This window comes from Pseudomonas sp. R5-89-07 (assembly GCF_003851685.1).
Classification (GTDB): Bacteria; Pseudomonadota; Gammaproteobacteria; order Pseudomonadales; family Pseudomonadaceae; genus Aquipseudomonas.
Map to the genome: position 1 here is coordinate 3,394,054 of NZ_CP027727.1, position 24,764 is coordinate 3,418,817.

Here is a 24,764-nt window from a genome sequence, read left to right on the forward strand (position 1 = left end):
ACCTCAATGCCCCGCCAGGGCGATCGGCGCCGGGTGAGCCAGGCCGCCCCGGCACTTGAGCACCCGCACTTGCGCGGGCCTTGCCTCTACCGCCAGGCGCAAGGCGGCCGGTGATGGATTGACCGCTTCACTCAAGGCGCGCCAGGCAAACGCCAGGGTCTGCCCGGTTTCCGCCGCCACCTGCAAACGGCGCAAGGCCCGGTCATCGGCCTTGTGCGGCCAGCACAGCACCGCGCCGCAACTGCCGGAGCGCAGGCATTGCTCCACCGCCCACAGCGCGTCGCGTTCCTGGGCCTGGATCACCGCGAGCTGGCGCACATCCACCCCGGCGTTCTGCCAGGCATGGGGATACGGCGTGTAGGGCGGCGCTACCAGCACAATGCGTTCGCCCATCGCCGACAAGCGCGCCAGGGTTGGCAGCACCAGTTGCAGTTCACCCACGCCGTCCTTGGCCATCAGGATTTCACTCAACGCCGCTTCCGGCCAGCCGCCGCTGGGCAGCACCGCGTCCAGCGGCGCAAGCCCGGTGGGGTGCACACTGGCCGGTGGCGCGGCGGGCCGACCCTTCCAGACTCGCCCGCCGTTGAACAGCGAGTCCAGGGCAACCACGGCGCCCATCAGCCTTGCCTCACCAGGCCGCAGAACACCCCTTCGATGGCCAGGTCCTGATCGGCCCCGACCACGATAGGTTGATACGCCGGGTTGCGCGGCAGCAGGCGCACCTTGTCGCCATTGCGCTCGAAACGCTTGATGGTGACTTCACCGTCCAGGCGCGCCACCACAATCTGCCCGTTCAAGGCCTCGACACTGCGCCGCACACCTACCAGGTCGCCATCGAGAATACCGTCTTCGATCATCGAATCGCCCTGCACGCGCAGCAGGTAGTCCGGTGTCTTGGCGAACGTGGCGGGGTCCAGTTGCAGATGATTGTGCACTTCGGCATCCGCGCCGATGGGCAGGCCCGCCGCCACCCGACCGAGCACCGGGATGTCCAGCCATTCCGGGCGTGGCGGTTGGTTGAGCAAGCGAATACCGCGCGCCTGGTTGGGGTTGACCTCGATAAAGCCGGCCTCGGTCAGGGCCACCACATGCTTGCGGGCGACGCTGCGCGAGGCAAAGCCGAACGCCTCGGCGATCTCGGCGAGGCTCGGGGGCTGGCCTTGCTGCGCGATGCGGTCGCGGATGAAGGTCAGGATGGCAGTGCGGCGGGGGGGCAGGTTTGTCATGGAGTACATTTGTACTCCTGTCGGAAATTTCTGACAATAGCCATCAGTCGGGGCTGGGGATTGGCCTGGGAATCACAAGCAAAACAGGGAGGGGCTTGCCCTGATGCCAATCAGTCAAGGCAAACACCGTACCTGTGGCGAGGGAGCTTGCTCCCGCTGGACTGCGCAGCAGGCCCATTGTTTGGGGCCGCTTCGCGGCCCAGCGGGAGCAAGCTCCCTCGCCACAGATGACTTCTGAATTGAATCCAATAAGACAGGTGCTCTCACAGGTTGATCGTCAGGCTCGATTGGGCTACCAGCGTTCTTTCAACATGCGCAGTTCCAGATGCTGCAGCAGCATGATGGTCTTGCCATCCACGATTTCCCCGCTGGCCACCATCCCCAGCACCTGTTCGAACCCCAGCTCCAGCACTTCGATGTCCTCGCCCTCCTCCTCCAAGCCACCGCCTGTGCCAACCCGGTCGCCCGGTTGGTACTCACCGATAAAGAAGTGAATCCGCTCGGTCACCGACCCCGGGCTCATGAACGCCGCATAGATTTTCTCCACATGCCCGACGCGGTAGCCGGTTTCTTCCTCGGCCTCCAGGCGGATGCGTTCTTCAGGGCTGGCGTTGTCGAGCAAGCCGGCCGCCGCTTCGATCAGGTAACCGGGGTAATCGTTGACGAACGTGGGCATGCGGAACTGGCGGATCAGCAGCACCGTGCGCTGGGCGCGGTTATACAGCAGGATGGTCGCACCGTTGCCGCGGTCGTACACCTCGCGGGTCTGGGCCTGCCAGCTGCCGTCGCGGCGGCGCAGGTCGAAGCTGTATTTTTTCAAGAGGTACCAGTTGTCCGAAAGGGTTTCTTCGGCAGTGATGCGCACGGGGCTGTTGTCCATGGTCGGGCCTTTGCTCAAAGAAGCGGAGCATCGCGTGCAGGTCATGCAGCGTCAAGCCGGTGACTCGCCTGCATCGCTGCAACACTTTGCAAGCAATCCTGCGTCACGGCCGTCGCATTAATTTCGCCCCCAACCCGGACCATCTGGTACAACCCGTGCTTCGCTTTTGTAATGGAACTTTCATGTCCTCTCGTTCTATGCCCCGTCGGGGTCTGCGCTGGCTGGCGCTGCTGTGCATGGCCGTGCTGGTCGTCGGACTGCCGGTGGGCTGCGCCGTGTTGCAACACAAGGAGCGCGAACTGGTGTTTCGCATCGAGCCGGGCACCGCAGGCTGGTACACCGGGCTCCCCAGCGCCGTGCAGGAGTTCGATATCAAGCCCGCAGCCTTCAAGGCCGGCCAGAATATCCATGGCTGGTGGTACCCGGCCGCTCAAAAGGACGCACCCGCCATCCTCTACCTGCACGGCGTGCGCTGGAACCTCACCGGCCAACTGTTTCGCATCGAGCAATTGCATGCCATGGGCTTTTCGGTACTGGCCATCGACTATCGCGGCTTTGGCAAAAGCCAGGGCGACCTGCCTTCGGAAACCACGGTGTATGAAGACGCCCGCATCGCCTGGGAGCGCTTCCAGACCTTGCAGCCAGACCCCGGCAAACGCTTGATCTACGGGCACTCCCTGGGCGGCGCGGTGGCCATCGACCTCGCCGCGCAGTTGAGCAAGCAGGTACCGCTGCCGGTGCGCGGGCTGGTGATCGAGTCCACGTTCACCTCCCTGGGGGATGTCGCCACGGCCGTCGCCAATACATCATGGCCGGTGCGCTGGTTGCTCTCGCAAAAATTCGATTCCATCGACAAGATGGCTGATATTCATATGCCCTTGCTGGTGGTGCATGGCCTCGATGATCGCTACGTGCCACCGCGCTTCAGCCAGCAATTATTTGAAGCCGCCCGCGAACCCAAGCGGCTGTTGATGGTGCCGGGTGCCAGCCATAACAACAGCATGAGCCTGGCCGGGCGAAATTATGGTCAGGCGCTGAACAAGCTGATGCAAACGACGATGCCAACACCCGTGGTCACGCACTCCAAAGGCCGCGTGGGCGACTCGTAAATGCGCTTTTCGGCACTGGGTTCGCTCAGGCCTGTCAAGCGCAAACCCTGCCCATATTGGCCCCTGTTGAAAGTTGATCAAATATTGACCGCAGGCTAAATCACCAACGCGGCCGGGGCCTTGCAAAGTTATCCACAGAGATACCCACGGTTTTCGTGGACAACTCTTTTTACTTTTTCAGGTTTTTTTTGCCCATTCAACGCCGTCAGGAAACGTGCCAGGCAGCAGGATCTCGCGGTTCACATTACGTATATCGTTATAGCCACACAGCGCCATCGACACGTCCAATTCACGGGCGATGATCTCCAGCGCTCGGGTGACACCCGCCTCGCCCATTGCACCCAAGCCATACAGATGCGGGCGCCCGATCATCGTGCCCTTGGCGCCCAGCGCCATGGCCTTGAGCACGTCCTGGCCGGAGCGAATACCGCCATCGAGCCACACTTCAATGCGGTTGCCCACCGCCTCGACAATCGCCGGCAACTGGCTGATGCTCGATGGCGCACCATCCAGCTGGCGACCACCGTGGTTGCTCACCACCAGCGCATCGGCGCCGGCATCGGCCGCCAGGCGTGCGTCCTCCACATCAAGGATGCCTTTGATGATCAGCTTGCCGCCCCAGCACTTCTTGATCCATTCCACATCGTCCCAGCTCAGGCGCGGGTCGAACTGCTGGGCGGTCCAGGCCGACAGCGAACTCATGTCAGCCACCCCCGTCACATGCCCGACGATGTTGCCGAAGCCACGGCGCTGGGTGCCCAGCATGCCCATCACCCAGCGCGGCTTGGTCATCATGTTGAGGATATTGGGCAGGGTCAGTTTGGGCGGCGCCGACAGGCCGTTGATCAAGTCCTTGTGCCGCTGGCCGAGTATCTGCAGGTCCAGCGTCAACACCAGCGCGTCAACGCCCGCCGCCTTGGCACGCTCGATCAATCGCTCGATAAACCCCCGGTCGCGCATCACATACAGCTGGAACCAGAACGGCTGACCGACATGCTCGGCGATGTCTTCCAGCGAACAGATGCTCATGGTCGACAAGGTATAGCGCAGGCCAAACGCTGCGGCGGCGCGCGCGGTGAGGATCTCGCCATCGGCGTGCTGCATGCCCGCCAGGCCGGTAGGCGCCAGGACCACCGGCATGGCCATGTCCTGGCCAATCATGCTGGCGCGAATCGAACGCTCATCAATATTGCGCGCCACGCGCTGACGGAACTTGATCCGGGCAAAGTCGCTTTCATTGGCCCGGTAGGTGCTCTCAGTCCAGGAACCGGAATCGGCGTAGTCGTAGAACATCCGGGGCACACGTTTTTGCGCAAGCTTGCGTAAGTCTTCGATGGTTGTGATCAACGACATCGGGTCACCTCTCCCTGAACTGAACCCAGAGAGTAACCGGCGATGGCTCGGGCAACCAGTCGTTGCGTTTGGACAGGCCGGCGCTTAATCTTGCACAAACCCGCAATAAAGCGCACAAACATGCAAAACACCCATCACGCCATCGACCTGCCTTCCCTGCGCAAACAAAAGATTCTGTTGCTGCTGGAGCGCGACGGCAAAGTCACGGCATCCGAGCTGGTCGAGCATTTCGCCGTGTCCCAGGACACCATCCGCCGCGACCTCGGCGAACTCGCCGCCGCTGGCCTGTTGCAGCGCGTACACGGCGGCGCCCTGCCCCGGCCCAAGGACACCGGCAAGGATTTTTTCACCCGTGTCGGCGAGACCGATGACGTCAAGCGGCGCCTGGCACAGTTGGCCGCGCAACAGGTTGAAGACGGCCAGATCGTGCTGTTCGATTCCGGTTCCACCACCCTGCAGATCGCCCGTTCATTGCCCTACTCGATCCACCTGACCGTGGTCAGCCCATCGCCGATGATTGCCATTGCGCTGGCGGACCACCCCCACGTGACCGTGATCCTGGCCGGTGGCCAACTCAACCCCGTCACCCTCTCCACCGGCGGCCATGAAGCGCTGCGCCTGATCCAGAGCATCAAGGCCGACCTGCTGTTCACCGGCGTGTGCGCACTGCACCCGCAAGTGGGCATCACGTCTGTGCATTTTGCTGAAGTGGCCGTCAAGCAAGCCCTGCTCGACAGCGCCTCCCAAGTGGTGGCCGTGACCACCTCGGACAAGCTTGGTGCGGTGGAGCCCTTTGTGGTGGCGCCGTGCAACCGCATCCATACGCTGATTACCGAGTGGGATGCGCCCGGTGTCGAGGCTTACGAGCAATCAGGCCTGCACGTTTTGCGGATGGATGCCGAGTAGGTCAAGGGCATCGGCCACCGCATGGCCACTGGCGGTGTTATCGAAAATGCACCAGGTGGGAATGCCCGCCTCAATCGACTGCTGCAACAACCGTGCATAAGCCTGCACCCGCTCGTGTCCATAGGCGCTGTGATAAATCCGTGGCGAGCCATGCAGGCGCCAATAGCGCACGCCGTGCCAGGCCTCGCATGGAGCGATCACCGCAGGGTCGGCAGTGACCCAGCCAATCTCGAAGGCCTGCAGCAAGGCCTGCGCAGCGAGCCAACTGGCATGGCGCGGTTCCAGCACCACAGTACCGGCGAACCGTTGGCGCAGCGCCTCGAAAAAAGCGCCGGCAACCAACGGCTCATACTTCAGGGACGGTGGCAGCTGGACCAACAGGCAGCCCAGCTTCTCGTCCAGTTGCAGGCATTGCGCGAGAAACTCGTCCAAGGCGGTGTCACACTGCTGCAGGCGCCGCGTGTGGGTGATCAGCTTGGGTATCTTGACGGAGAAACGAAACCCCGCGGGCACTGAATCACGCCAACGCTCATAGGTTTTGGGCAGGTGAGGCCGATAAAACGAACTGTTGATTTCCACCGCGTTGAAGCGCGACGCATAGCGCTGTAAATGCGTGCCTTGCTCAGCGAAGGCTGGCCACTGTTCGCGGGGCAAACTCCAGCCGGCGCAGCCCACATACAGAGGTGCGGTCAAAACAGAACCGTGGCGGCATCGCGCATGAAAATCTCGATGGTCTTGGGGCCGACGCCGTCGAACTCAGCCAGGCGTTTTTCGAACGCCTGGCGGCTATCGCTGGCCTGCACCATCCGCCTGATGCTACCGCTGTAGTCGGCGTTGAGCTTGGCGCTCAGGTCCAACAGGCGCTGCGCGGTGGTTTCGTCGTAGCGCACGTAATGCGCACGCCCCAACATCGCCACCAACTGCCGCGACGTGCAGTGCTGCAGCTTGCGCGCGCTGTCGAGGCCCTCCTCTTCAACGATCACCTTGTAGGCCTGCGCGGCAATGGGCGCCTGTATGCGCTTGCCCATCAGAAAACTGGCGATAAACCACTTGAAGAGGCTGCTGTCGTCGTCAGGCTTGAGCTCGATGCCCAATTGCGCCGCGCTGATGGAACGGGCCATGTGCTCACTGACCCTTGCTGAGCTTTTCGTTGATGGCATCGGTCTGGCGTTCGATGTCCTTGATCGAGGTAGGCGTGACGACCTTGTCGATGGTTTCGGTCTTGGGGTTGGGACGCTCCAGCGTCTGCCCTTTGGCGCCGTCGGCATTGCCTTTTTGCACGTCTTCAGAGCTGATGGGCGCGGGGGTTTTATCGTCGGGCGTGTGGTCGGTCACAGTGCAATCTCCTGATCAATAACAGGCCACCGAGAGCGGCGGTCCTATGCAGCAGAACCGCAGGGATTTGCATTAGTTCAAGGAAATTGGCGCGTCTGGCCGTTGGGTCAATTCGCGCAAAAAAAATTTAAACCTTTTGCGCAGGTCTCGGTTCAACAGTCAGGTAACGGCATCACGCCATTTCCAAGGAGAGACACCATGACGACTCGACTGATGAAACAAATGGGCCTGACATTCGCGCTGGTAGCAGGCTCGATTTCCACCGCAATGGCCGCAACGTCCAACGACTTTGTCGAAAATGCCGCCCAAGGCGGTATCACCGAAGTGGAAGCCGGCAAGCTGGCCCTGGAAAAAAGCGGTTCGGCGGACGTGAAGACCTTCGCGCAACATATGATTACCGACCATACCAAGGTCAATCAGGAACTGACGGCACTGGCGCAAAAGCTCGATATCGAAGTACCGGATGACGCCGCCCTGACGGACAAGGCGAAGAAAGCCATCCTGGAAATGCGCGATGAATCCTTCGACAAGGCGTATGCCAACAACCAGGTCAACGCCCACGAAACCACCGTCGCATTGTTCAAGAAGGAAGCCCAGTCCTCGGACAACGCCGAGCTGAAAGCCTTCGCCACCAAGACCCTGCCTTCCCTTGAAGCGCACCTGAAAATGGCCAAGGAACTGCAAGCCAAGTACGCCAAGTAATCCACCCATGACCCCAGGAGACACTCGACCATGAGTTCGCAACTCAACGGCAAGCACATCCTCGTCATCACCTCCAACACCGGCATCGAGCGCGATGAACTGCTCAAGCCGCTGCAAGCCCTGCGCGGCTACGGCGCGACGGTGACGCACGCGTCCAGCAAAGGCGGGATCACCCAGACCTTTGTCGGCGATACCGAAAAGGACCAGACGGTGGAGTCCGACGTGCAACTGTCGGACGTGGTCAGCGGCAACTTCGATGCATTGGTCATTCCCGGCGGTACGGTGAATGCCGACACCCTGCGCCAGGATGCCGCCGCGCTGCGCTTGATCAATGAGTTCGCCCAGGCCGGCAAGACCATCGCTGCGATCTGTCACGGCCCGTGGACGCTGATCGACGCCGGCGTGGTCAAGGGCAAGACCCTGACCGCGTATAAAAGCGTGCGTATCGACCTTGAAAACGCTGGCGCTGCCAGCGTGGTCGATGCTCAGGTGCAGGTATGCACGGCCAACGGCTGGACCTTGATCACCTCGCGCACGCCGGACGATCTACCGGCGTTCAATGAGGCGATTGCCAAGGCTGTTGCGGGCTGATCCGTAGGCTGCAACAAAAACAGGCGCCCCATGGGGCGCCTGTTTTCTTATCGCTCAATGCCTTTAGTGTTTGCGCTGTTGCGCCATCTCACGCTTGGGCCCGAACATCGCCCAGGCGATCAGCCCCAGCAGCGGTACGAAGATCAGCACCACCAGCCACAACCCCTTGGACTCCCAGCCACCGGTGCTGCGCAATACGGTACTGATCGCCCACAATTCCAAGAGCAGCAAAATCACCGCCAATGCGATCCAGATATAGTTTATTTCCATGCTTCACCTCCTGAGGTCTAAGGGTTAGGTCAAGCAGAAGCGCCAAGGGTTCCATTGGATTTTCTGGTCGGGGGCACACCGCTGAAGGTACGGCGTCGGCAGATCGGCATTGTGCAATCCAGTCAAGGCCAAATCATGCAAGCTGCACGACAACGAAACGCCTTGTCACTCCCATCCCTTTGATTTTAAAGAGCTTTCAAAAGGTGTAAAAGCTGGTACGCCTGATGCATTTACCCTACTCACGAGGCGTGCGTTTCGACATGCCCGACGACTACCCGTGAGGTTCCACATGAATGCCATCGACCTTCTCAAAGCCGACCATGAACGCGTCAAGGCCCTGCTGACCCAACTGAGCGAGTCCACCGAACGCGGGGTGAAAAAACGCACCGAGTTGCTGGCCAAGCTGGAGATGGAAATTACCCTGCACACCAAGCTGGAAGAGGAAATTCTCTACCCTGCTTTCAAGAAAGCCGGCGGCAAGGAACAGGAGATCATGTACCACGAAGCCAAGGAAGAGCACCGCACCGTCGATTCACTGGTGCTGCCCGACCTGAAACAGACCGACCCTTCATCCACCGAGTTTTCCGGTCGCGTGAAAGTGGTTAAAGAGCTGCTGGAGCACCACATCGAGGAAGAGGAAAGCGAGATGTTTCCTCAAGCCAAGAAACTGTTGGGCAAGGCGCTGCTGGATGATCTGGGGGCCGAGATGGAAGCGATGAAAGCGGCCTATAAAAAGTCGATGGCGAGCAAGCCATTGGCCGCGTGATTCCCTCGCGACAGGCCTGCCATCAGGCCCTGTCGCGTTATCCTTCGCAAGGATCAGCCAGACCTTTTACGGTACCGGCAACCATTCGCCGAACGCGCCTCGCTCACTCAAGGGGCACCAGCCGAAATCCAGGTCAGGCGCCGCAGATACCTGCCGCCCTGCGGCTGTCGAAGCGGCGCCTCTCCAATCCAACACCCTCACGTTTCGCCAGCTCAGGGCAATCCCTGCGGCCTGGCTGTCGTCGGTGAGAATCCAGCGCGCGGCGGCGGCGGCCATGAAGGCTTCGATAGGTTCGTCACCGATTTGCGTACTGTAGGATGAACCCAGCAGCCAGCGGCACACGTTCAAATGGTAGGTCCAGTCCAACGCTGGCCGGTTGCGATACGCCCAGGTCATGAAGCTGCGAAACAGGTTCAAGCCTTCCGGTGGGTCGAGCTTGAGCAATGCAGGGCACACATCGAACAAGGTGTGCCAATGCGGCAGCAACCGCGCATCGAGGTGTACGAAACAGCGGGCGTTACTCGGATAGTCCGGCAGCATCGGTTCCGCGAGCGGCCGTCGAGCGGCCTTGCTGACCAGGCGACCGGCGCTTGCAGGCAATAGGGAATTCATCAAACGCACTCACAATCGTGACGATAGGATGCCTCCCGGTTACGGGAAGCCCAGGGCACACGTCAGAATGTGGGGGAAGCGCGGGGATTGGCCGAAGGCCAGACATAACGTGGAGGCGCCTTGTTGCGTTGTTCATGGGCCACACGTGGGGTTTGCTTGAGGCTTAGCAGCCACGCCAGGCCAATCAGGAAGACGATGGCGACAGTGACAGCACTGCACACCGGGCAGGCAAAGTAGTTCGAGATGTTACTGGACGACGGGTCAGCCAACCCTTTGTCGGAAACTGCCGGCTGGCCGCCGTCCACTGAACAGAACTGGCCGCCGATGCCATTGAGCTGTTGGCCCATCATCTGTCCGTGCCCCAACCCGCACACGAACAGGTTCACCAGTACGCAGAAGTACAGGGCCCAGGCGATCAGCGCACGGTCAGGGTGGCTCAATTTCATGGCGGCGACTCTACCACCGAGCCACAAAAGGATGAAGCGCAGCGCGCCCCTGTGGCAGAACGTCGCAGATTACGCAAGGTGGCCAGGGTTGGTAGACTCTTGACCCTTCTCGTTACTCCTTTTCAAAGCCGGGTGGGCCTCAGCACAGCCATTCAGGCGTTTCACAGGATGCACAGTTGATGAGTACGTTATTCACCCGCCGCAAAGTGCTGACCGGCATGGGCCTGTTGGGCCTGGGCAGCCTGCTGGGCGGCTGTGACTACAGCCCCAAGTTGAATTTCAAATATGGCAAGGACCTCAGCGACAAGATCATGGGGCGCACCTTCAAGCTCAAGAACACCGACGGCGAGACTGTCACCCTGAGCTCGTACCGTGGCCTGATGCCCGTGGTGTTCTTCGGCTTCACCCAGTGCCCGGCGGTGTGCCCGACCACCCTGGCACGCGCCGCCCAGGCGAAAAAACTGATGGGCCGCGACGGTGAAATCATGCAGGTGGTGTTCATCACCCTGGACCCCGAGCGCGACACCCCCGAGATTCTCGACAAATACGTCAAGGCCTTCGACCCCAGCTTCGAAGCCCTCTACGGCACCCCGGAAGAAATCGCCGTGGCCGCCAAGGAGTTCGGGATCTTCTATGAAAAGATCCCCGCCGGCGACACCTACACCCTGTCCCACACCGCCACCAGTTTCGTGTTCGATACCCGTGGCAACCTGCGCCTTGGCTTGCAGGCGTCCCTTACCGCTAAAGAGTGCGCAGAAGACCTGCTCACCGTCATGGAGGTTTGCTAATGACTGCCGTTCAACACCTCAAGCGTTTCACCCTCGGCCTCACGCTGCTCGGTCTTGCCGCCCACGCCAGCGCCCAGGTGCAAGTGACCGACGCCTGGGTGCGCGCCACCGTACCGGGCCAACCGTCCAGCGGCGCGTTCATGACCGTCACCGCCGACACCGACAGCCAGTTGCTGCGCGTGGCGTCGCCGGTGGCCAAGGACGTGCAGATCCATGAAATGAGCATGAAAGACGACGTCATGCGCATGGGCCCGGTGAATGCGGTGGCCCTGCCCGCCGGCAAGCCCGTGACCCTCGACCCGAACGGCTACCACGTGATGCTGATGGGCCTGACCGGCCAGATCAAGGAAGGCGACCAGGTGCCGCTGACCCTCACGGTAAAAGACGCCAAGGGCGCAGAGCAAAGCATTGAAGTAAAGGCTGCTGCTCGGGGGCTGGATGGCATGGACCATAGCCACATGGACCATAGCAAGATGCATTGAAGTCGAACTCGGCTAAAAATGTGGGAGGGGGCTTGCCCCCGATGAGGGAGTATCAGCACATACATTCGTGACTGAGCCACCGCCATCGGGGGCAAGCCCCCTCCCACATGGGGAATACTTGTTATCCTGCCGCACCAGCCAACCTGGACGCGCGCCCATGCCAATCGACCCCGCCTTCATCCTGCACCAGACCGAACACTGGCTGCTCAACCATCACCAGTCTACAAAACTGCCCGGCTACCTGATGCTGGGCGCCAAGGCACCGATTGCCTCCCTGGCCGACATGCCCGACGCCGCACTGGCCGAACTGGGCGGCTTGCTCGCCCGAACCCAACGGGTAATGGAAACGCAGCTGCAGCCCAAGTGGCTGTATATCAGCCGCTACGGGCATATGCCGGGGTTCGCGCTGCACTTTCATTTGATCCCCGTCTATGACTGGGTGGAGCAAGCGTTCTGGCAAGACGAACGCTACCGCGCACTGCACAATTTCGGCTCGCAAACACTCGCCAGGGACCTGACCGATGGAGCCGAGCTGACGTTGTTTGTGTGGCGTGAGTTTGGCGAGAGTGATGCACCGCCGCAGATTCAGGGGCCCGGGGTGAAACAGGTGATTGAGCGATTGCGCACTGGTTTCGCAGATCAATAGAAATTGTTTGAAGGCATATCCACGCACGGTTACAAGTCTTTCTGGCAACTTCCCAATGGGCGGATACAGTTCAGAAAAGACCTTTGGATATGGCTGCATGAAACGCAAAGTTCGAATTCTGATTCTATGTAAAACCTACCCTTCACCAAGCGCTAAATACGCCGAAACGTCCTGTGTGGCAGGGATGGACGAGCACGGCAATCTTATACGACTTTATCCAGTACCTTTTCGCCTGATCACCGGTGAACAACGGTTCGCCAAATGGCAATGGATTGAAGCAACTATTGAGCGAAGCCCGGCAGACCGCAGACCAGAAAGCCATAAGATCGGCGTGGACAGCATCTGCGTGGGTAGTGTCTTGCCCGCTGGAGACTGGCACGAACGAATGAGACTGCTGGAAAAACTGACCGTTTATGAGAGCTTTGACGCGCTGGAAAGAGCAAGGATCAACTACAACGTTACGCTAGGTCTGGTAAGACCTGCACGTATTGTTGCATTGCGCATCAAGAAGTCAGCCTCCGCAGACTGGACACTTGATGAGATTGAAAAGCTGCAATCAATGCAACGCCAATACTCTTTGTTTGAAGAGCGGGATCACGCCAGCATAAAGCGCTTGGAGAAAGTGCCATTTGACTTTCACTACGTCTACGAATGCATGTCTGGCGGGGTGCTGAAATCTCATACCCATAAAATTGTCGACTGGGAAGCTAGCCAGCTCTATAGAAACGTGCATCGCAAATATGGTGCGTCAGGATGGGAGGCGCCATTGCGTCAAAAACTCGAAATCGATCTACCCGCCAGGGACCTGATGCTTCTCATGGGCACCATCCATCGTTTTCCTGGCCAATGGCTAATTGTCAGCTTGATCTACCCTCCTAAGCGACTCAATGAAGGGCATCCGCAGATAGCGTTGTTCTGAGAGAGGTGTCGAGTTTGTAGCGAGGCAACTACTTCCTGGGCTGCTTCAGCAATCAGGCTACGATGGCAGAAGTTTGCGTCGGCTTCGTAGCAGACCATGCAAATACGTTGTACGGCGGCTTTGGAAACCAGCGAGTTCAACACATCGCCTTGCGTTCGGATATAAGCCCGAAAGTCCCGCGCATAGGTCGACCAATTGCCGTCTTCCTTGTACTGCTTGCGTATGGGTTTCGGGCAACCGAGTGGTCGGCTATGTTCATAGCCGATTCCATGCACAGCCAGACACTGGGCAAAGGCATTTTTGGAAAAACCTTTTTTACGCGACAACGGGTATTCACGTACATCAAGCACCTTGTCGATACCGGCGTGTTTGAGCTGCGCGATAAACGCGTCGATAGACAGCCCTTCGTAGCCAGCGGTGTAGAGGTTCATGCGGATTCTCCTGGGGCCTCCCGGCGTAATCGAACGGTAAAAAGCGCCGGGACTATAACACTGGCGCGGGTTCCAAGGCTCTGCGAGTGACAGGCGGAGCGGGCAATTACGTAACAAGGCACTCACTCTGGCTGCCTGCCGCACCAGAATCCCAAGCAAGCTTTTTCACCATAGTCACACATGCCAACACCAATCCCGCTGGCGAGCGATACACTGCCTGCTCATGCCCCACATACCCGCACGCTTGATAAAAGCTCACCGCGTTCAACGTCGAATCCAGCACCACTTGCGCAACGGCATGCTGCCGCGCGACGTCTTCAAGATGGTCAAGCATCGCCTTGCCATAACCGCGCCCGGCAAATGCGGACCGTACGAATAACGCCCCGATTTCGTTGTTGGCAAGATCGAGCATGCCGCTGATAACGGCTTCACCGTTCACCCATCCGATGTAGAACAGTTTTTCCATCAATACGCTGTAACCGTCGCTTGCGCAGCCCCGGGTCCAGAGCGCCATTTGCTCAGCGCTGTAGGCGCCAATGCACTGACTGCGAATGGCTTCGCGGCGAATCTCGAACGCCTCGTCAGCGTCGGCTGGTGTGGCGCGTTTTATCCTAAGCACAGCACTGTCCCTCTCCAAGATTTCAAACTGCCATTAGCCCATTTGTGCTAATCGACCCACCCCTTCTCCAACGCTATATTCCCCCGCACCTCCAACGCTCAGCCAACACCCGTATTCAGCGCGTGCGGCACCGTTGCGCGTCGGAAAAACCCTCACAACCCCAAGGAAGAAGCACCATGAAACTCCACTCCTCTGCTACTCGTGTTGTCCTGCTCGGCGCCTTGATCATCGGCGTCGCCGGCTGCAGCAATATCAAACCCACCGAAGATCGTCTCAAGACGCTGTCGGAAACCAATCTGGGTGAGCCGGTGAAGCGTATCTCCAATGTGCGAAGTGATTCCATGACCACCTACTACATAGCCAGCACCGCGTCCGGTGACTACAACTGTGTGATCTCCAGTGGGGTGGGTGGTGGACTGATGGCAATCGGAAGCTTTGGCCTCGTAAAACCCAACGCCATGTGCCAACCCAAGGGAGCGCGGGGCAACCAGTTGATGCCACCGTTCATGCAGTAATTTTTTTCCGACCGAGCTCACGCAAGGTGCCACGCAGTTCCGCAGGGCGTAACGGTTTGGACAAGATGGCGATCTGACGGTCGTGCAACGCGGCCTGGATTTTCTCCACGTCATGCCCGGTAAGGATCAGCGCCGGCACCGCCCAGCCGCGCTGCCGGCGCAGGTGGTCGATGCATTCGATACCGGTGGCGTGATTGCCCAGGTCATAGTCGGCGACGATGATGTCGCAGTCACTAACCAGGTCATGTCCTGATGATTCTGCCTGCACTTGGCAGCCCCAGCGTTCCAGCAAGGCCTGGGTGGCGAGCAGTACGTTGTGGTCATCTTCCACCAGGCAGACTTTCAAACCCGTCAGCAGCCCGGCCTGGCGCGCCTCATCGCGTGGGGCCGGCTGACGTGGGGCGCAGGTTGGCGTCAGGCCGTACAGGCTGACCGAAGTGCCGTGCCCCACCCGCGAGCGCAGGCTTGCCTGCAGGCCCATCAACTGTCCCAGGCGCTTGACGATCGACAGCCCCAGGCCCACACCTTCGACGTCTTTGTCGCGCACGTGGCGCACCCGATAAAACTCTTCGAAGACCTTTGACAGATGCTCCTCGGCAATTCCCCGCCCACGGTCGTGAATCTCCACCGCCAAATCGCCGCCACGTCTGCGCACGCCGATCAACACCGGCCGTTGCGCGCCGTACTTGAAACAATTGGACAGCACGTTTTGCACCATGGTCGCCAGCAACGCCGGATCAACCCGCACCCAGTGCGCGCACGGACGCAAGTGCAAGTGCACCCCGGCCCAGCGCGCCGCCTCGGCGTTCTGGCGCACCAGGTCGGCGAGGAACTCACCCAGGTCGATCACCTGGTACTTGGGCAGCAGCCGACCGTTATCGAGGGTGTAGAGGTCAAGGATCGAGCGGAACAGCTGCGACACGTTGAGCAACGAACGGTCGATATTGTCCACCAATCGCCGCTCTTCATCGCCCAGCCGGGCTTCGCGCAGGCAGGCGGTGAACAGGCCGATGGAGTGAATCGGCTGGCGCAGGTCATGGCTGGCCTGGGCCAGGAAGCGGGACTTTTCCAGGTTGGCGGCGATGGCTTCTTCGGAGGCCTTGCGCGTACGCTCCAGCAGAATATGCGCATAGACCGGGATCACGGTGCTGGTGATCATCAACATCAGCACCATGAACGGTTGCGCCTGCCACAACGGCGTAAGCCGGTACACCACCAGCAGCGCCAGCAACGCCAGCCCGGTGGCAATCGCCAGGTAACGGGAGCCGTAGCGCATGCCATTGCCCAGGTTGACCCACACCATCACCGCATACAGCGGCAGCGCCGCTTCACCGCCCACTACCAGGCCGAACGAGGTGCCGGTGTAGTCATGCAGCATGCCGAAGATCCGCCGCGCCGGGTAATGCCCCGGCCAGCGCGCGATCACCTGACGCAGTACGATAGACACCAGCAGGAACACGACGATGTACACCATCACTGGCAGATAGGTGCCCAGCGAATGCCCGGGCAAAAAACCCAGCACGCTTATATACACAATGGCGATAGTTGCCACCACGATGCGCAGGTTAGCCTGGTCGAGTTCGGAGCTAGTTTCAACACTCATAGTCATATCCTTGACATGCCCTTTGTGGGCGCGGGGGTAAAGTAACATGCCTCAGCACAGCCCCAGGAAGGAGCCCAGCATGACCGGCCGGATTATTATCGCCGACGACCATCCGATGTTTCGCGAGGGCATGGCGCGCACCGTGCAGCGCCTGCTACCCGAGGCCGTGGTACAGGAAGCCGGCGACCTGGATGCGGTGCACCAGTTGCTGGCTGACTGCGACGATATCGACACGCTGATCCTCGACTTGCGCTTTCCCGGCCTGACCAGCATGAGCCAGCTCGCCGACCTGCGCCGGCAACTGCGGCGTACCACGCTGGTGGTGGTGTCGATGGTGGATGACCCGGCGCTGATCGAACAGGTCATGGCCCTGGGCGTCGACGGTTTTATCGGCAAGAACATTGCTCCCGATGAAATCGGCCTGGCACTGCTGGCGATCCGAGACGGCGAAGTGCTGGTCAAGTTCGCGCCATCAGGCCTGTTGCCCCTCGACACCCACACGCTTACTGCCCGCCAGCGAGACGTATTACGCCTGATCGCCCAGGGCAAGACCAACAAGGAAATCGCGAAGGCCCTGGCAATCTCGCCGTTTACCGTGCGCATTCATGTGTCGTCGTTGCTGCGCAGTTTGAAGGTGCCGTCGCGGGCAGCGGCAGCGGTGAAGTATTCCGGAGCGCTCTGACGCTGCATCCGATATTTATGCTCACTCCCAAGCTTAATAATATTTTATTAAAAACCACCCTCCCCCTAGCCTTGAAGCCATGCCCACGTTGAATCCAACTGCATGACGCAAGGACAAACACATGACTGAATCAATAACAAAAACAGACACCCTGGTGGTGGGCGCCGGCCAGGCCGGCGTGGCCATGAGCGAGCACTTGAGCAAGCTCGGCGTGCCGCACCTGGTGCTGGAACGCAGCCGGATCGCCGAGCGCTGGCGCACCGGGCGCTGGGACTCGCTGGTGGCCAACGGGCCAGCCTGGCATGACCGGTTTCCGGGCCTGCAATTCGATGATGTGGCGCCCGATGGCTTTGCGCCGAAGGAGCGCGTGGCGGACTACTTTGAAGCCTATGCACGCAAGTTCAATGCGCCAATTCGCACAGGCGTGGAAGTCACTTCGGTGGTGCGCAACGAAGGTCGGCCAGGCTTTACCGTACACACCAGCGAAGGCGTGATCGAAGCCAATCGCGTGGTGGCCGCCACCGGGCCGTTCCAGAAGCCGGTGATTCCGGCGATTGCGCCGAAAGACACCGCGCTGTACCAGATCCATTCCGCCGACTACCGCAACCCCGCGCAACTGCCGGCAGGCGCCGTGCTGGTAGTGGGTGCGGGCTCTTCCGGGGTACAGATCGCCGATGAACTGCAACGCAGCGGTCGCCAGGTGTACCTGTCGGTGGGTGCCCACGACCGCCCGCCGCGCGCCTATCGAAACCGCGACTTCTGCTGGTGGCTGGGGGTGTTGGGCGAATGGGACCAGGCCGCGATGAAACCCGGCCGCGAGCACGTGACCATCGCAGTGAGTGGTGCCCACGGCGGCAAGACCATCGATTTTCGTGAGCTGGCCCAGCAAGGCATGACCCTGGTCGGCCTCACCCAGGCGTTTAACGGCAGCGTCGCCACGTTCCAACCCAACCTGGTGGAGAATCTGGCCCGCGGGGATGAAAACTACCTGGCCCTGCTGGATGCGGCCGACGCCTACATCGAACGCAACGGCCTCGACCTGCCCCCGGAGCCTGAAGCGCGCCGCGTATTCCCGGATGCCGACTGCATCAAGCATCCGATCCTGGAACTGGACCTGGCCCAGGCCGGCATCACCTCGATCATCTGGGCCACCGGGTTTGCCGTGGACTACAGCTGGCTCAAGGTGGACGCCTTTGACGCAGCCGGCAAGCCCCGGCACCAGCGTGGCGTCGCCAGCGAAGCCGGGATCTATTTCCTCGGCCTGCCCTGGCAGTCGCGCCGTGGTTCGTCGTTTATCTGGGGCGTGTGGCACGACGCCAAGTACGTCGCCGACCATATCGCCATCCAGCGTCAATACCTTGAGTACCGCGAAGCCGCCCCGGTGGCTCGCCCGTCCCCTGTCAGCGCCTGATCCCCTTGCCGGAGTTTTTTCGATGCCTACGCACACCCGCATCCGCATGTTCAACACCAAAGAAACCTACCCCAACCAGAGCCTGGACAACGACCTGTGCCAGGCCGTGCGCGCCGGCAATACCGTGTATGTACGCGGCCAGGTCGGCACCGATTTTGACGGTCACCTGATCGGCCTGGGCGACCCCCGTGCCCAGGCCGAACAGGCGATGAGAAACGTCAAGCAACTGCTGGAAGAAGCCGGCAGCGACTTAAGCCATATCGTCAAGACCACCACCTACCTGATCGATCCGCGCTACCGCGAGCCGGTGTACCAGGAAGTCGGCAAGTGGCTCAAGGGTGTGTTCCCGATCTCCACCGGGTTGGTGGTGTCGGCGTTGGGCCAGCCGCAGTGGCTGATGGAGATCGATGTGATCGCAGTTATTCCAGAGTAAGGAGGCAAGCCATGACTTTTTCAATCGTGGGTCGCTGCGCCGACACCGGCCAACTGGGCATCGCCATCAGTTCATCGAGCATCGCCGTGGGTGCCCGTTGCCCATGGTTGCGCCCCGGTGTGGGCGCGGTGTCCACCCAGAACATCACGCTGCCGGCCCTTGGCCCGGACGTGCTCGACCTGCTGGAGCAAGGCCTCACGCCGGCCGAGGCCATCGACAGCGCCTTGACCCGCAACGGTTACAGCCAATACCGGCAATTGACCGCGATAGACCACTTGGGCCGCAGCGTGCATTTCAGCGGCAGCGAAACCCTGGGCACCCACAACGCCGTGTCGGGTGAGCAATGCGTGGCGGCCGGCAATATGCTTGCTGAGCGAGGGGTGATCGAGGCGATGGTCAGCGCCTTCGAACACGGCGAAGGCCAGTTGGCGGACCGCCTGCTGGCGGCGATGCATGCCGCCATCGCCGCCGGTGGCGAAGCCGGCCCGGTGCATTCCGCCGCGCTGGTGGTGGTGGGTGACCTGACCTGGCCGATCATCAACTTGCGCGTGGACTGGGCCGATGAGGCGCCCATCGGCCAATTGCAAACACTGTGGGACGCCTACCGCCCGCAGGTGCAGGACTACATTGATCGCGCCCTCGCCCCCGACCGCTCCCCAGGCTACGGCGTAGCCGGAGACGATCGATGAGCCGCAGCCGTGAGTTGCTGCAGACGCTGGTGGGGTTCGACACCACCAGCCGCGAATCCAACCTGCAGTTGATCGAGTTCGTGCGCGATTACCTGGCGGGCTTCGGCGTGACCAGCGAACTGGTCTACAACGAGGCGCGCACCAAGGCCAACCTGTTTGCCAGCATCGGCCCGGTGGAGTTGCCCGGCATCGTGTTGTCGGGGCATACCGATGTGGTACCGGTGGATGGGCAGCCGTGGACGCTGCCGCCGTTTCAGCTGACCGAGCGTGATGGCAAGCTGTACGGCCGTGGCACCGCCGACATGAAAGGCTACATCGCCTGCGTGCTGGCGCTGGTGCCGGAGCTGGTCAAGGCGCCGTTGCGCCTGCCGGTGCACATCGCGCTGTCCTACGACGAAGAAGTCGGCTGCCTCGGTGTACGCTCGCTGCTCAGTCTGTTGGAGCAACGCCCGGTGAAACCGATACTGTGCATCATCGGCGAGCCGACCGAGCTCAAACCGGTGCTGGGCCACAAGGGCAAGTTGGCGATGCGCTGCGATGTGCAGGGCGAGGCCTGTCATTCGGCGTATGCGCCGTCCGGGGTGAATGCGATTGAGCATGCTGCCGAGTTGATCGGCGAGCTGGGGCGCATCGGCCAAGGGCTGCGTGCACATCAGGACCCGCGCTTCGATCCGCCCTTCAGCACCGTGCAGACCGGGCTGATCAGCGGCGGCAAGGCGTTGAATATCGTGCCGGCCGATTGCCAATTTGATTTTGAGGTACGTGCCCTGCCCTCGATGGATCCCGGCGAAGTGGCCGAAGCGCTGCAAGCCTACGCCCTGCAGCAGGTACTGCCGCGCATGCAGGCGGTGAGCAAGCAGAGTTCGATTCGGTTCACCGAGCTGTCGGCCTACCCTGGGTTGGTCACCGATGAACGCAGCCAGGCCGCCGAACTGATCGCGGCGTTTTGCGGGTCCCGCGAATTTGGCACCGTGGCGTTTGGCACGGAGGGCGGGCTGTTCGATGCCGTGGGCATTCCCACCGTGGTGTGCGGGCCGGGCAGCATGGAGCAGGGGCACAAGCCGGATGAGTTTGTGAGCCTGGAACAGCTGGCAGGCTGCGATGCGCTGTTGCGGCGGATGCTGGATTCGATCCGCCTCTGAATACACCACAGCTCAAATGTGGGAGGGGGCTTGCCCCCGATGGCGGTGTATCAGCCAACTTATGTATTGGCTGAACCACCCCAATCGGGGGCAAGCCCCCTCCCACATTGGCCTTGTATTCAGGCCAACAATCGAGCCAGCTCTTCGCGACAATAATCAACGAACAACTGCACCGGCTTGGTCAGCGGTGCGCGCTTGAGCCACACCGCCGACAAGCCGGAGCCGGTGACGGTTTCCGCCAGCGGAATACACACCACTTTCTGCCCATCATAGGTGTACTCGCTGAACGGCTTGGTCACCAGGATCGAAAAGCCGAACCCTCGCCCCACCATGCCTCGCACCATCTCGATCGACGGTGAGCTGAACACGATGTTCGGCGTCAAGCCACGCTCTTCGAAGATGCTCACGAAGTAGGTCCGGCTCGGCAGCACGTCCAGCAGAATCATCGGCTCCAGCACCAGGTCGGCCAGCGATACCCTGGCCTGGCGCGCAAACCGGTGGTCCGCCGGCAGCAACGCATACGGCTGCTGCGGGGGCATCAACGGCGTGGTCTCGATGGAGCCGCCCAGGTCGTGCTCGAACAGCATCGCCACATCGATGGTGCCCGCGGTCAGCGCCTGCACCAGCTCCTGCTGCTCGCCGTCGCGAATGCGGATTTCCACCCCCGGCCAGCGCGCCTTGAAGCCGGCGATCAGACGCGGCAGGTACAGCGGCGCCACGGTTTCAAAGCAGCCGATATCGATCTGCCCGGCCACCACATCATTGTCGGCCAAGGCGTTCTGTTCGAACTCATGGGCCACCCGCAGCAGCTCCAGCGCCTTGCGATAAAACCGCGCGCCGCTGGGGGTCAGCGACACGCCCTGGGCGTGATGGCGAATAAACAGCTGCACACCAAAACTGTCTTCGAGCTGCTTGATGGCGGTGGAAACCGACGGCTGGGCGATATACAGCTTGCGCGACGCCTCGGCGACGCTGCCGCATTCGGCGGTAGTGACGAAATATCTGAGTTGGCGCAGGTTGTAGGCAGCCATCACGGCCTCCGGAAAACAGGGGATTTTGCCCCAAACATGTGCAAGAAAGTCCGGCTTTTTTCATCGATTCCAGCCCATGCAACATACCGGAGCAAAAATCGCCGCGAGATACTTTTTTTAAGGTCTATAGCAACAAACTTACTAATTTACCTGCCCGTGTCCATTGCAGATGATCACTCCAACAACAAAGCGCGGCCCTGGCTGCGCACAGCGAAGTACGTCAACGTACTCACCTTGCCTTGGAGCTCGTCATGGTCACCACTGCAACATCCTGCGCCCCGCTTATCGAAAAACACACGATTGGATACGTGCCCCCGGAAGATCGCCATGGAAAGGTAAGAGACCTGTTCACCCTGTGGTTCGGCGGCAACATCGCGCCGTTGCCGATCGTGACCGGCGCATTGGGGGTGCAGTTGTTTCACCTCAACCTGGTGTGGGGCATCGTCGCCATCCTCGTTGGCCACTTGGTCGGCGGTGTGTTGATGGCCCTGCACTCGGCGCAAGGCCCGCAAATGGGCATTCCGCAAATGATCCAGAGCCGCGCGCAGTTCGGCTCCCTTGGCGCACTGCTGGTGGTGGTGATTGCCGGTGTGATGTACATCGGCTTCTTCGCCTCCAACATCGTGCTGGCCGGTAAATCCCTGCATGGCGTGGTGGATGCAGTACCGGTGCCCGTCGGCATCGTGGTCGGTGCCATCGGTTCCGGCATCATCGGCATCATCGGCTATCGCTTCATCCATGTGCTCAACCGCATCGGCACCTGGGTACTCGGCGCCGGCATTGTGCTGGGCTTCGGCTACATCTTCACCCATGTGCAGACCACTGATTTCCTGACCCGCGGCAGCTTCAATATTTCCGGCTGGCTGGCCACCGTTTCCCTGGCTGCGCTGTGGCAGATCGCCTTTGCGCCGTACGTCTCGGATTACTCGCGCTACCTGCCGGCCGATGTGCCTGTCGCCGCCACCTTCTGGACCACCTACCTGGGCTCTGCGCTGGGTTCGAGCCTGGCCTTCATCTTCGGCGCCGTCGCCGTGCTCGCCACGCCGGTAGGCATGGACACCATGGACGCGGTCAAGCTCGCCACCGGCGCCATCGGCCCGCTGATGCTGGTGCTGTTCCTGCTCAGCGTGATCAGCCACAACGCCCTCAACCTGTACGGCGCGGTGCTGTCGATCATCACCCTGGTGCAAACCTTCGCCTACCGCTGGATACCCACGGCAAAAAGCCGCGCGGTGATCTCCATCATCGTGCTGGCCGCCTGTTCGATTGCGGCGGTGTTTGCCTCCAAGGACTTTATCGGCCACTTCGTCGACATGGTGCTGGTGTTGCTGGTGGTCCTGGTGCCGTGGACGGCGATCAACCTGATCGACTTTTATGCGATCCATAAAGGCAAATACGATATCGCTTCGATCTTTCGCGTGGATGGCGGGATCTATGGCAAGTACAACCCGCAAGCGCTGCTGGCTTATGCGGTGGGGATCGCGGTGCAGATTCCGTTCATGAACACGCCATTGTATGTAGGGCCGATTTCGGAACACATCAACGGGGCGGATTTGTCCTGGGTGGTGGGGTTGGTGGTCACGTCGCCGTTGTATTTCTGGCTCGCGAGTCGGGACAGTGCGTATAAGCGCCGCATGGACGGGGGGAAGTTGGTGGGTGGGATTTGATACCAGGATGTGGCGGATGCGTTTGCCGTGATTGACCTGAAGAAACCCGCTCTGGCGGGTTTCTTGTTTTCGAGAGAGCCAGAGCCGAGCTCTATCAAACTGTGGGAGGGGGCTTGCTCCCGGTGGCGGCGGATCATTCAGCACATCAGTGACTGGTCCATCGCTATCGGGGGCAAGCCCCCTCCCACATTGAATCTTCATACGTCAGGCAGGCCTGACCGCAACCGCAGCGGCGCGTGTCACCAGCTCCCCGACGCCCCACCGCCGCCACTGGAACCCCCGCCACCGGACGAGCTGCTGCTGGAACTGGAGCTGCTGGAACCCGAACCGGACCCACTATCAGACCCTGACCCCGAGCCCTCACCCACCTTGCCGAAAATCAGCAACGCCACAAACGACGCGATAGGAAACGCCAGCAACCAACCGTCGCGACCGTCATCCAGCAGACACCCGGCCACCCCGTAGACGGCGACCGACGCCAGCAGCCGCACGACAAAACCGGTGCGGCTGGTTCTCCAGGTGTGCCTCATGATCAGCAGCAGCACCAGGTACAGCCCCAGCACAGCCAGCACACCCAGTGGCCACGCCAGCCAATGGGTAAAACTGACGTCCACATACCGGTCTGCCACCACCAACCCGAGGATGTAAACCAGCAGCCCGATCACGCAGTAGAAGAGCGTGCGGACCTGCCACAAGGCACCGAACAGGGCGCCGCCGATCAGCAGGGTCAGCGGCATGACGAACAGAAACATCGGCCATTCCCGCCCGCCCGCCAGCAGCGTCAGCAACAGCGTAGCCGCCACCACGACGATCACTGCCTTGCGCCAGTGCAACTTGCCGGCCGCGAGCAACACGCCGACGAGCCCACCGAGGACAAACGCTGCCAGCAACGCGAAAAATTGCGGATTGATTCCGGGCCCGGCCACCTTCGGCAGGTCGCCGCCGTCCACCAGTACGGTCAGCGCGTCGACCCCCTGTTGAACCCCGCCAGCAAAGTCGCCCTGACGAAACGCCGGCGTGATGCGCTCTTCGATGATGCGATGGGCCAGCAGGTCGGTGACCGTGCCCTCCAGGCCGTAGCCCACCTCGATGCGCAGGGTGTGATCGTTCTTGGCCACCACCAGCAGGATGCCGTCGTCGACGTCCTTGCGCCCCAGCTTCCAGGCGCGGAACAGTTGGTTGGCATAGTCTTCGATGCTGACGTCGCCCGTGCCGGGCACCAGCAATACGGCAACCTGCGCGCCTTTGCGCTGCTCAAGATCGGCCAGTTGCTGCTTGAGACGCGAGGTGGTGCCCGAGTCGAGGGTATTGGTCAGGTCGATGACCCGTTGGTCGAGTGCAACGCCGATGGGCGAGGTGTCGGCCTGGGCGCTGCTCAACAGGCTGGCAAACACCAGGGCCAGCACGCTCAAGACGGATTGCCGTAAAAGCAGCATCATGTATTGTTACCTGAAGTTTCTTCCTGAAGGCGCCGACTCTACCCTATCTACGCGCAAACGCGTGACCCAGG

Annotated in this window: 31 protein-coding genes; 16 read left to right on the forward strand and 15 right to left on the reverse strand. The window is 61.0% G+C overall.

What is annotated here, in order from left to right:
• Nucleotides 1-3: 3 nt before the first annotated feature.
• From imuA to C4J94_RS15520, 3 genes are all read right to left on the reverse strand, one after another.
• Nucleotides 4-618, reverse strand: coding sequence for a translesion DNA synthesis-associated protein ImuA (gene imuA, locus C4J94_RS15510; RefSeq protein ID WP_124386987.1), 615 nt, complete (start codon nt 616-618; stop codon nt 4-6).
• Complete coding sequence (lexA, locus tag C4J94_RS15515; RefSeq protein ID WP_124386988.1) at nt 618-1,235, reverse strand: transcriptional repressor LexA; 618 nt, start codon at nt 1,233-1,235, stop codon at nt 618-620. The genes imuA and lexA overlap by 1 nt, the downstream gene beginning before the upstream one ends.
• Nucleotides 1,236-1,518: 283 nt before the next feature.
• Nucleotides 1,519-2,106, reverse strand: coding sequence for an NUDIX domain-containing protein (locus tag C4J94_RS15520; protein WP_124386989.1), 588 nt, complete (start codon nt 2,104-2,106; stop codon nt 1,519-1,521).
• A gap of 182 nt (nt 2,107-2,288) precedes the next feature.
• Between C4J94_RS15520 and C4J94_RS15525 the strand changes: the two genes are divergently transcribed.
• Nucleotides 2,289-3,215 (forward strand): alpha/beta hydrolase, encoded by a 927-nt coding sequence (locus C4J94_RS15525; RefSeq protein WP_124386990.1) that lies wholly within the window; start codon nt 2,289-2,291, stop codon nt 3,213-3,215.
• A 177-nt stretch (nt 3,216-3,392) separates the two neighbouring features.
• Here the strand turns inward: C4J94_RS15525 and C4J94_RS15530 are convergent, their stop codons facing one another.
• Entirely contained in the window at nt 3,393-4,568 is a 1,176-nt protein-coding gene (locus tag C4J94_RS15530) for an alpha-hydroxy acid oxidase (RefSeq protein ID WP_124386991.1), read from the reverse strand.
• A gap of 120 nt (nt 4,569-4,688) precedes the next feature.
• Between C4J94_RS15530 and C4J94_RS15535 the strand changes: the two genes are divergently transcribed.
• On the forward strand, nt 4,689-5,474 hold the full coding sequence (locus C4J94_RS15535) for a DeoR/GlpR family DNA-binding transcription regulator (RefSeq protein WP_124386992.1): 786 nt from the start codon (nt 4,689-4,691) through the stop codon (nt 5,472-5,474).
• Here C4J94_RS15535 and C4J94_RS15540 read toward each other — a convergent pair.
• Genes C4J94_RS15540 through C4J94_RS15550 form a run of 3 tightly spaced genes read right to left on the reverse strand, consistent with a single transcriptional unit; the run spans nt 5,439 to nt 6,809 of the window.
• The gene (locus tag C4J94_RS15540) at nt 5,439-6,167 is read right to left on the reverse strand and encodes a DUF72 domain-containing protein (protein ID WP_256657533.1); all 729 of its coding nucleotides are present in this window, start codon (nt 6,165-6,167) and stop codon (nt 5,439-5,441) included. The genes C4J94_RS15535 and C4J94_RS15540 overlap by 36 nt on opposite strands.
• Nucleotides 6,164-6,595, reverse strand: a complete 432-nt coding sequence (locus C4J94_RS15545) for a DNA methylase (protein ID WP_124386993.1) — start codon at nt 6,593-6,595, stop codon at nt 6,164-6,166. The genes C4J94_RS15540 and C4J94_RS15545 overlap by 4 nt, the downstream gene beginning before the upstream one ends.
• A gap of 4 nt (nt 6,596-6,599) precedes the next feature.
• Nucleotides 6,600-6,809, reverse strand: a complete 210-nt coding sequence (locus C4J94_RS15550; protein WP_124386994.1) for a hypothetical protein — start codon at nt 6,807-6,809, stop codon at nt 6,600-6,602.
• A 198-nt stretch (nt 6,810-7,007) separates the two neighbouring features.
• Between C4J94_RS15550 and C4J94_RS15555 the strand changes: the two genes are divergently transcribed.
• Both C4J94_RS15555 and C4J94_RS15560 read left to right on the forward strand, forming a co-directional pair.
• The gene (locus C4J94_RS15555) at nt 7,008-7,511 is read left to right on the forward strand and encodes a DUF4142 domain-containing protein (protein ID WP_124386995.1); all 504 of its coding nucleotides are present in this window, start codon (nt 7,008-7,010) and stop codon (nt 7,509-7,511) included.
• Nucleotides 7,512-7,541: 30 nt separating this feature from the next.
• The gene (locus C4J94_RS15560; protein WP_124386996.1) at nt 7,542-8,102 is read left to right on the forward strand and encodes a type 1 glutamine amidotransferase domain-containing protein; all 561 of its coding nucleotides are present in this window, start codon (nt 7,542-7,544) and stop codon (nt 8,100-8,102) included.
• 63 nt (nt 8,103-8,165) lie between these two features.
• Here C4J94_RS15560 and C4J94_RS15565 read toward each other — a convergent pair whose 3' ends face one another.
• Entirely contained in the window at nt 8,166-8,372 is a 207-nt protein-coding gene (locus C4J94_RS15565) for a PLDc N-terminal domain-containing protein (RefSeq protein WP_124386997.1), read from the reverse strand.
• A 289-nt stretch (nt 8,373-8,661) separates the two neighbouring features.
• Here C4J94_RS15565 and C4J94_RS15570 point away from each other — a divergent pair, with 289 nt between their 5' ends.
• On the forward strand, nt 8,662-9,138 hold the full coding sequence (locus tag C4J94_RS15570) for a hemerythrin domain-containing protein (RefSeq protein WP_124386998.1): 477 nt from the start codon (nt 8,662-8,664) through the stop codon (nt 9,136-9,138).
• A 66-nt stretch (nt 9,139-9,204) separates the two neighbouring features.
• Here the strand turns inward: C4J94_RS15570 and C4J94_RS15575 are convergent, their stop codons facing one another.
• Entirely contained in the window at nt 9,205-9,750 is a 546-nt protein-coding gene (locus C4J94_RS15575) for a putative natural product biosynthesis protein (protein WP_124386999.1), read from the reverse strand.
• A 62-nt stretch (nt 9,751-9,812) separates the two neighbouring features.
• Nucleotides 9,813-10,196, reverse strand: coding sequence for a DUF2946 domain-containing protein (locus tag C4J94_RS15580; protein ID WP_124387000.1), 384 nt, complete (start codon nt 10,194-10,196; stop codon nt 9,813-9,815).
• A 179-nt stretch (nt 10,197-10,375) separates the two neighbouring features.
• Between C4J94_RS15580 and C4J94_RS15585 the strand changes: the two genes are divergently transcribed.
• From C4J94_RS15585 to C4J94_RS15600, 4 genes are all read left to right on the forward strand, one after another.
• Nucleotides 10,376-10,984 carry an SCO family protein gene (locus C4J94_RS15585; RefSeq protein ID WP_034106413.1) on the forward strand — a complete coding sequence of 203 codons (609 nt, stop codon included), beginning with the start codon at nt 10,376-10,378 and terminating at the stop codon, nt 10,982-10,984.
• Nucleotides 10,984-11,466, forward strand: a complete 483-nt coding sequence (locus C4J94_RS15590; RefSeq protein WP_124387001.1) for a copper chaperone PCu(A)C — start codon at nt 10,984-10,986, stop codon at nt 11,464-11,466. Before C4J94_RS15585 ends, C4J94_RS15590 begins: the two co-directional genes overlap by 1 nt.
• 157 nt (nt 11,467-11,623) lie before the next feature.
• Nucleotides 11,624-12,112 carry an HIT family protein gene (locus C4J94_RS15595; RefSeq protein WP_124387002.1) on the forward strand — a complete coding sequence of 163 codons (489 nt, stop codon included), beginning with the start codon at nt 11,624-11,626 and terminating at the stop codon, nt 12,110-12,112.
• A gap of 97 nt (nt 12,113-12,209) precedes the next feature.
• Complete coding sequence (locus tag C4J94_RS15600) at nt 12,210-13,031, forward strand: hypothetical protein (RefSeq protein ID WP_124387003.1); 822 nt, start codon at nt 12,210-12,212, stop codon at nt 13,029-13,031.
• Here the strand turns inward: C4J94_RS15600 and C4J94_RS15605 are convergent.
• On the reverse strand, nt 12,980-13,462 hold the full coding sequence (locus C4J94_RS15605; RefSeq protein ID WP_124387004.1) for a DUF488 family protein: 483 nt from the start codon (nt 13,460-13,462) through the stop codon (nt 12,980-12,982). The two genes, C4J94_RS15600 and C4J94_RS15605, sit on opposite strands and share 52 nt — an antisense overlap.
• A gap of 106 nt (nt 13,463-13,568) precedes the next feature.
• The gene (locus C4J94_RS15610; RefSeq protein ID WP_124387005.1) at nt 13,569-14,081 is read right to left on the reverse strand and encodes a GNAT family N-acetyltransferase; all 513 of its coding nucleotides are present in this window, start codon (nt 14,079-14,081) and stop codon (nt 13,569-13,571) included.
• 176 nt (nt 14,082-14,257) lie between these two features.
• On the opposite strand from C4J94_RS15610, the gene C4J94_RS15615 reads away from it, so the two are divergent.
• Entirely contained in the window at nt 14,258-14,596 is a 339-nt protein-coding gene (locus C4J94_RS15615) for a hypothetical protein (protein ID WP_124387006.1), read from the forward strand.
• Here C4J94_RS15615 and C4J94_RS15620 read toward each other — a convergent pair.
• Nucleotides 14,586-16,199: a hybrid sensor histidine kinase/response regulator gene (locus C4J94_RS15620; protein WP_124387007.1), complete on the reverse strand. Its 1,614-nt coding sequence runs from the start codon at nt 16,197-16,199 to the stop codon at nt 14,586-14,588. The two genes, C4J94_RS15615 and C4J94_RS15620, sit on opposite strands and share 11 nt — an antisense overlap.
• 79 nt (nt 16,200-16,278) lie before the next feature.
• Here C4J94_RS15620 and C4J94_RS15625 point away from each other — a divergent pair, with 79 nt between their 5' ends.
• The 5 genes from C4J94_RS15625 to argE all read left to right on the forward strand — a co-directional run bounded on the left by C4J94_RS15625 (nt 16,279) and on the right by argE (nt 20,556).
• Complete coding sequence (locus C4J94_RS15625; RefSeq protein WP_124387008.1) at nt 16,279-16,881, forward strand: response regulator transcription factor; 603 nt, start codon at nt 16,279-16,281, stop codon at nt 16,879-16,881.
• A gap of 121 nt (nt 16,882-17,002) precedes the next feature.
• The gene (locus tag C4J94_RS15630) at nt 17,003-18,292 is read left to right on the forward strand and encodes an NAD(P)/FAD-dependent oxidoreductase (RefSeq protein ID WP_124387009.1); all 1,290 of its coding nucleotides are present in this window, start codon (nt 17,003-17,005) and stop codon (nt 18,290-18,292) included.
• A 22-nt stretch (nt 18,293-18,314) separates the two neighbouring features.
• Nucleotides 18,315-18,725, forward strand: coding sequence for a RidA family protein (locus C4J94_RS15635; protein ID WP_124387010.1), 411 nt, complete (start codon nt 18,315-18,317; stop codon nt 18,723-18,725).
• An 11-nt stretch (nt 18,726-18,736) separates the two neighbouring features.
• Nucleotides 18,737-19,414, forward strand: a complete 678-nt coding sequence (locus tag C4J94_RS15640; RefSeq protein ID WP_124387011.1) for a DUF1028 domain-containing protein — start codon at nt 18,737-18,739, stop codon at nt 19,412-19,414.
• On the forward strand, nt 19,411-20,556 hold the full coding sequence (gene argE, locus C4J94_RS15645; protein ID WP_124387012.1) for an acetylornithine deacetylase: 1,146 nt from the start codon (nt 19,411-19,413) through the stop codon (nt 20,554-20,556). The genes C4J94_RS15640 and argE overlap by 4 nt, the downstream gene beginning before the upstream one ends.
• Before the next feature lie 119 nt (nt 20,557-20,675).
• Here the strand turns inward: argE and C4J94_RS15650 are convergent, their stop codons facing one another.
• Nucleotides 20,676-21,587 carry a LysR substrate-binding domain-containing protein gene (locus C4J94_RS15650; RefSeq protein ID WP_124387013.1) on the reverse strand — a complete coding sequence of 304 codons (912 nt, stop codon included), beginning with the start codon at nt 21,585-21,587 and terminating at the stop codon, nt 20,676-20,678.
• Between the two features lie 251 nt (nt 21,588-21,838).
• On the opposite strand from C4J94_RS15650, the gene C4J94_RS15655 reads away from it, so the two are divergent.
• The gene (locus C4J94_RS15655) at nt 21,839-23,254 is read left to right on the forward strand and encodes a cytosine permease (protein WP_124387014.1); all 1,416 of its coding nucleotides are present in this window, start codon (nt 21,839-21,841) and stop codon (nt 23,252-23,254) included.
• 239 nt (nt 23,255-23,493) lie between these two features.
• On the opposite strand, the gene C4J94_RS15660 is transcribed toward C4J94_RS15655, so the two are convergent.
• Nucleotides 23,494-24,693, reverse strand: a complete 1,200-nt coding sequence (locus C4J94_RS15660; protein WP_124387015.1) for a YgcG family protein — start codon at nt 24,691-24,693, stop codon at nt 23,494-23,496.
• Nucleotides 24,694-24,764 lie beyond the last annotated feature (71 nt).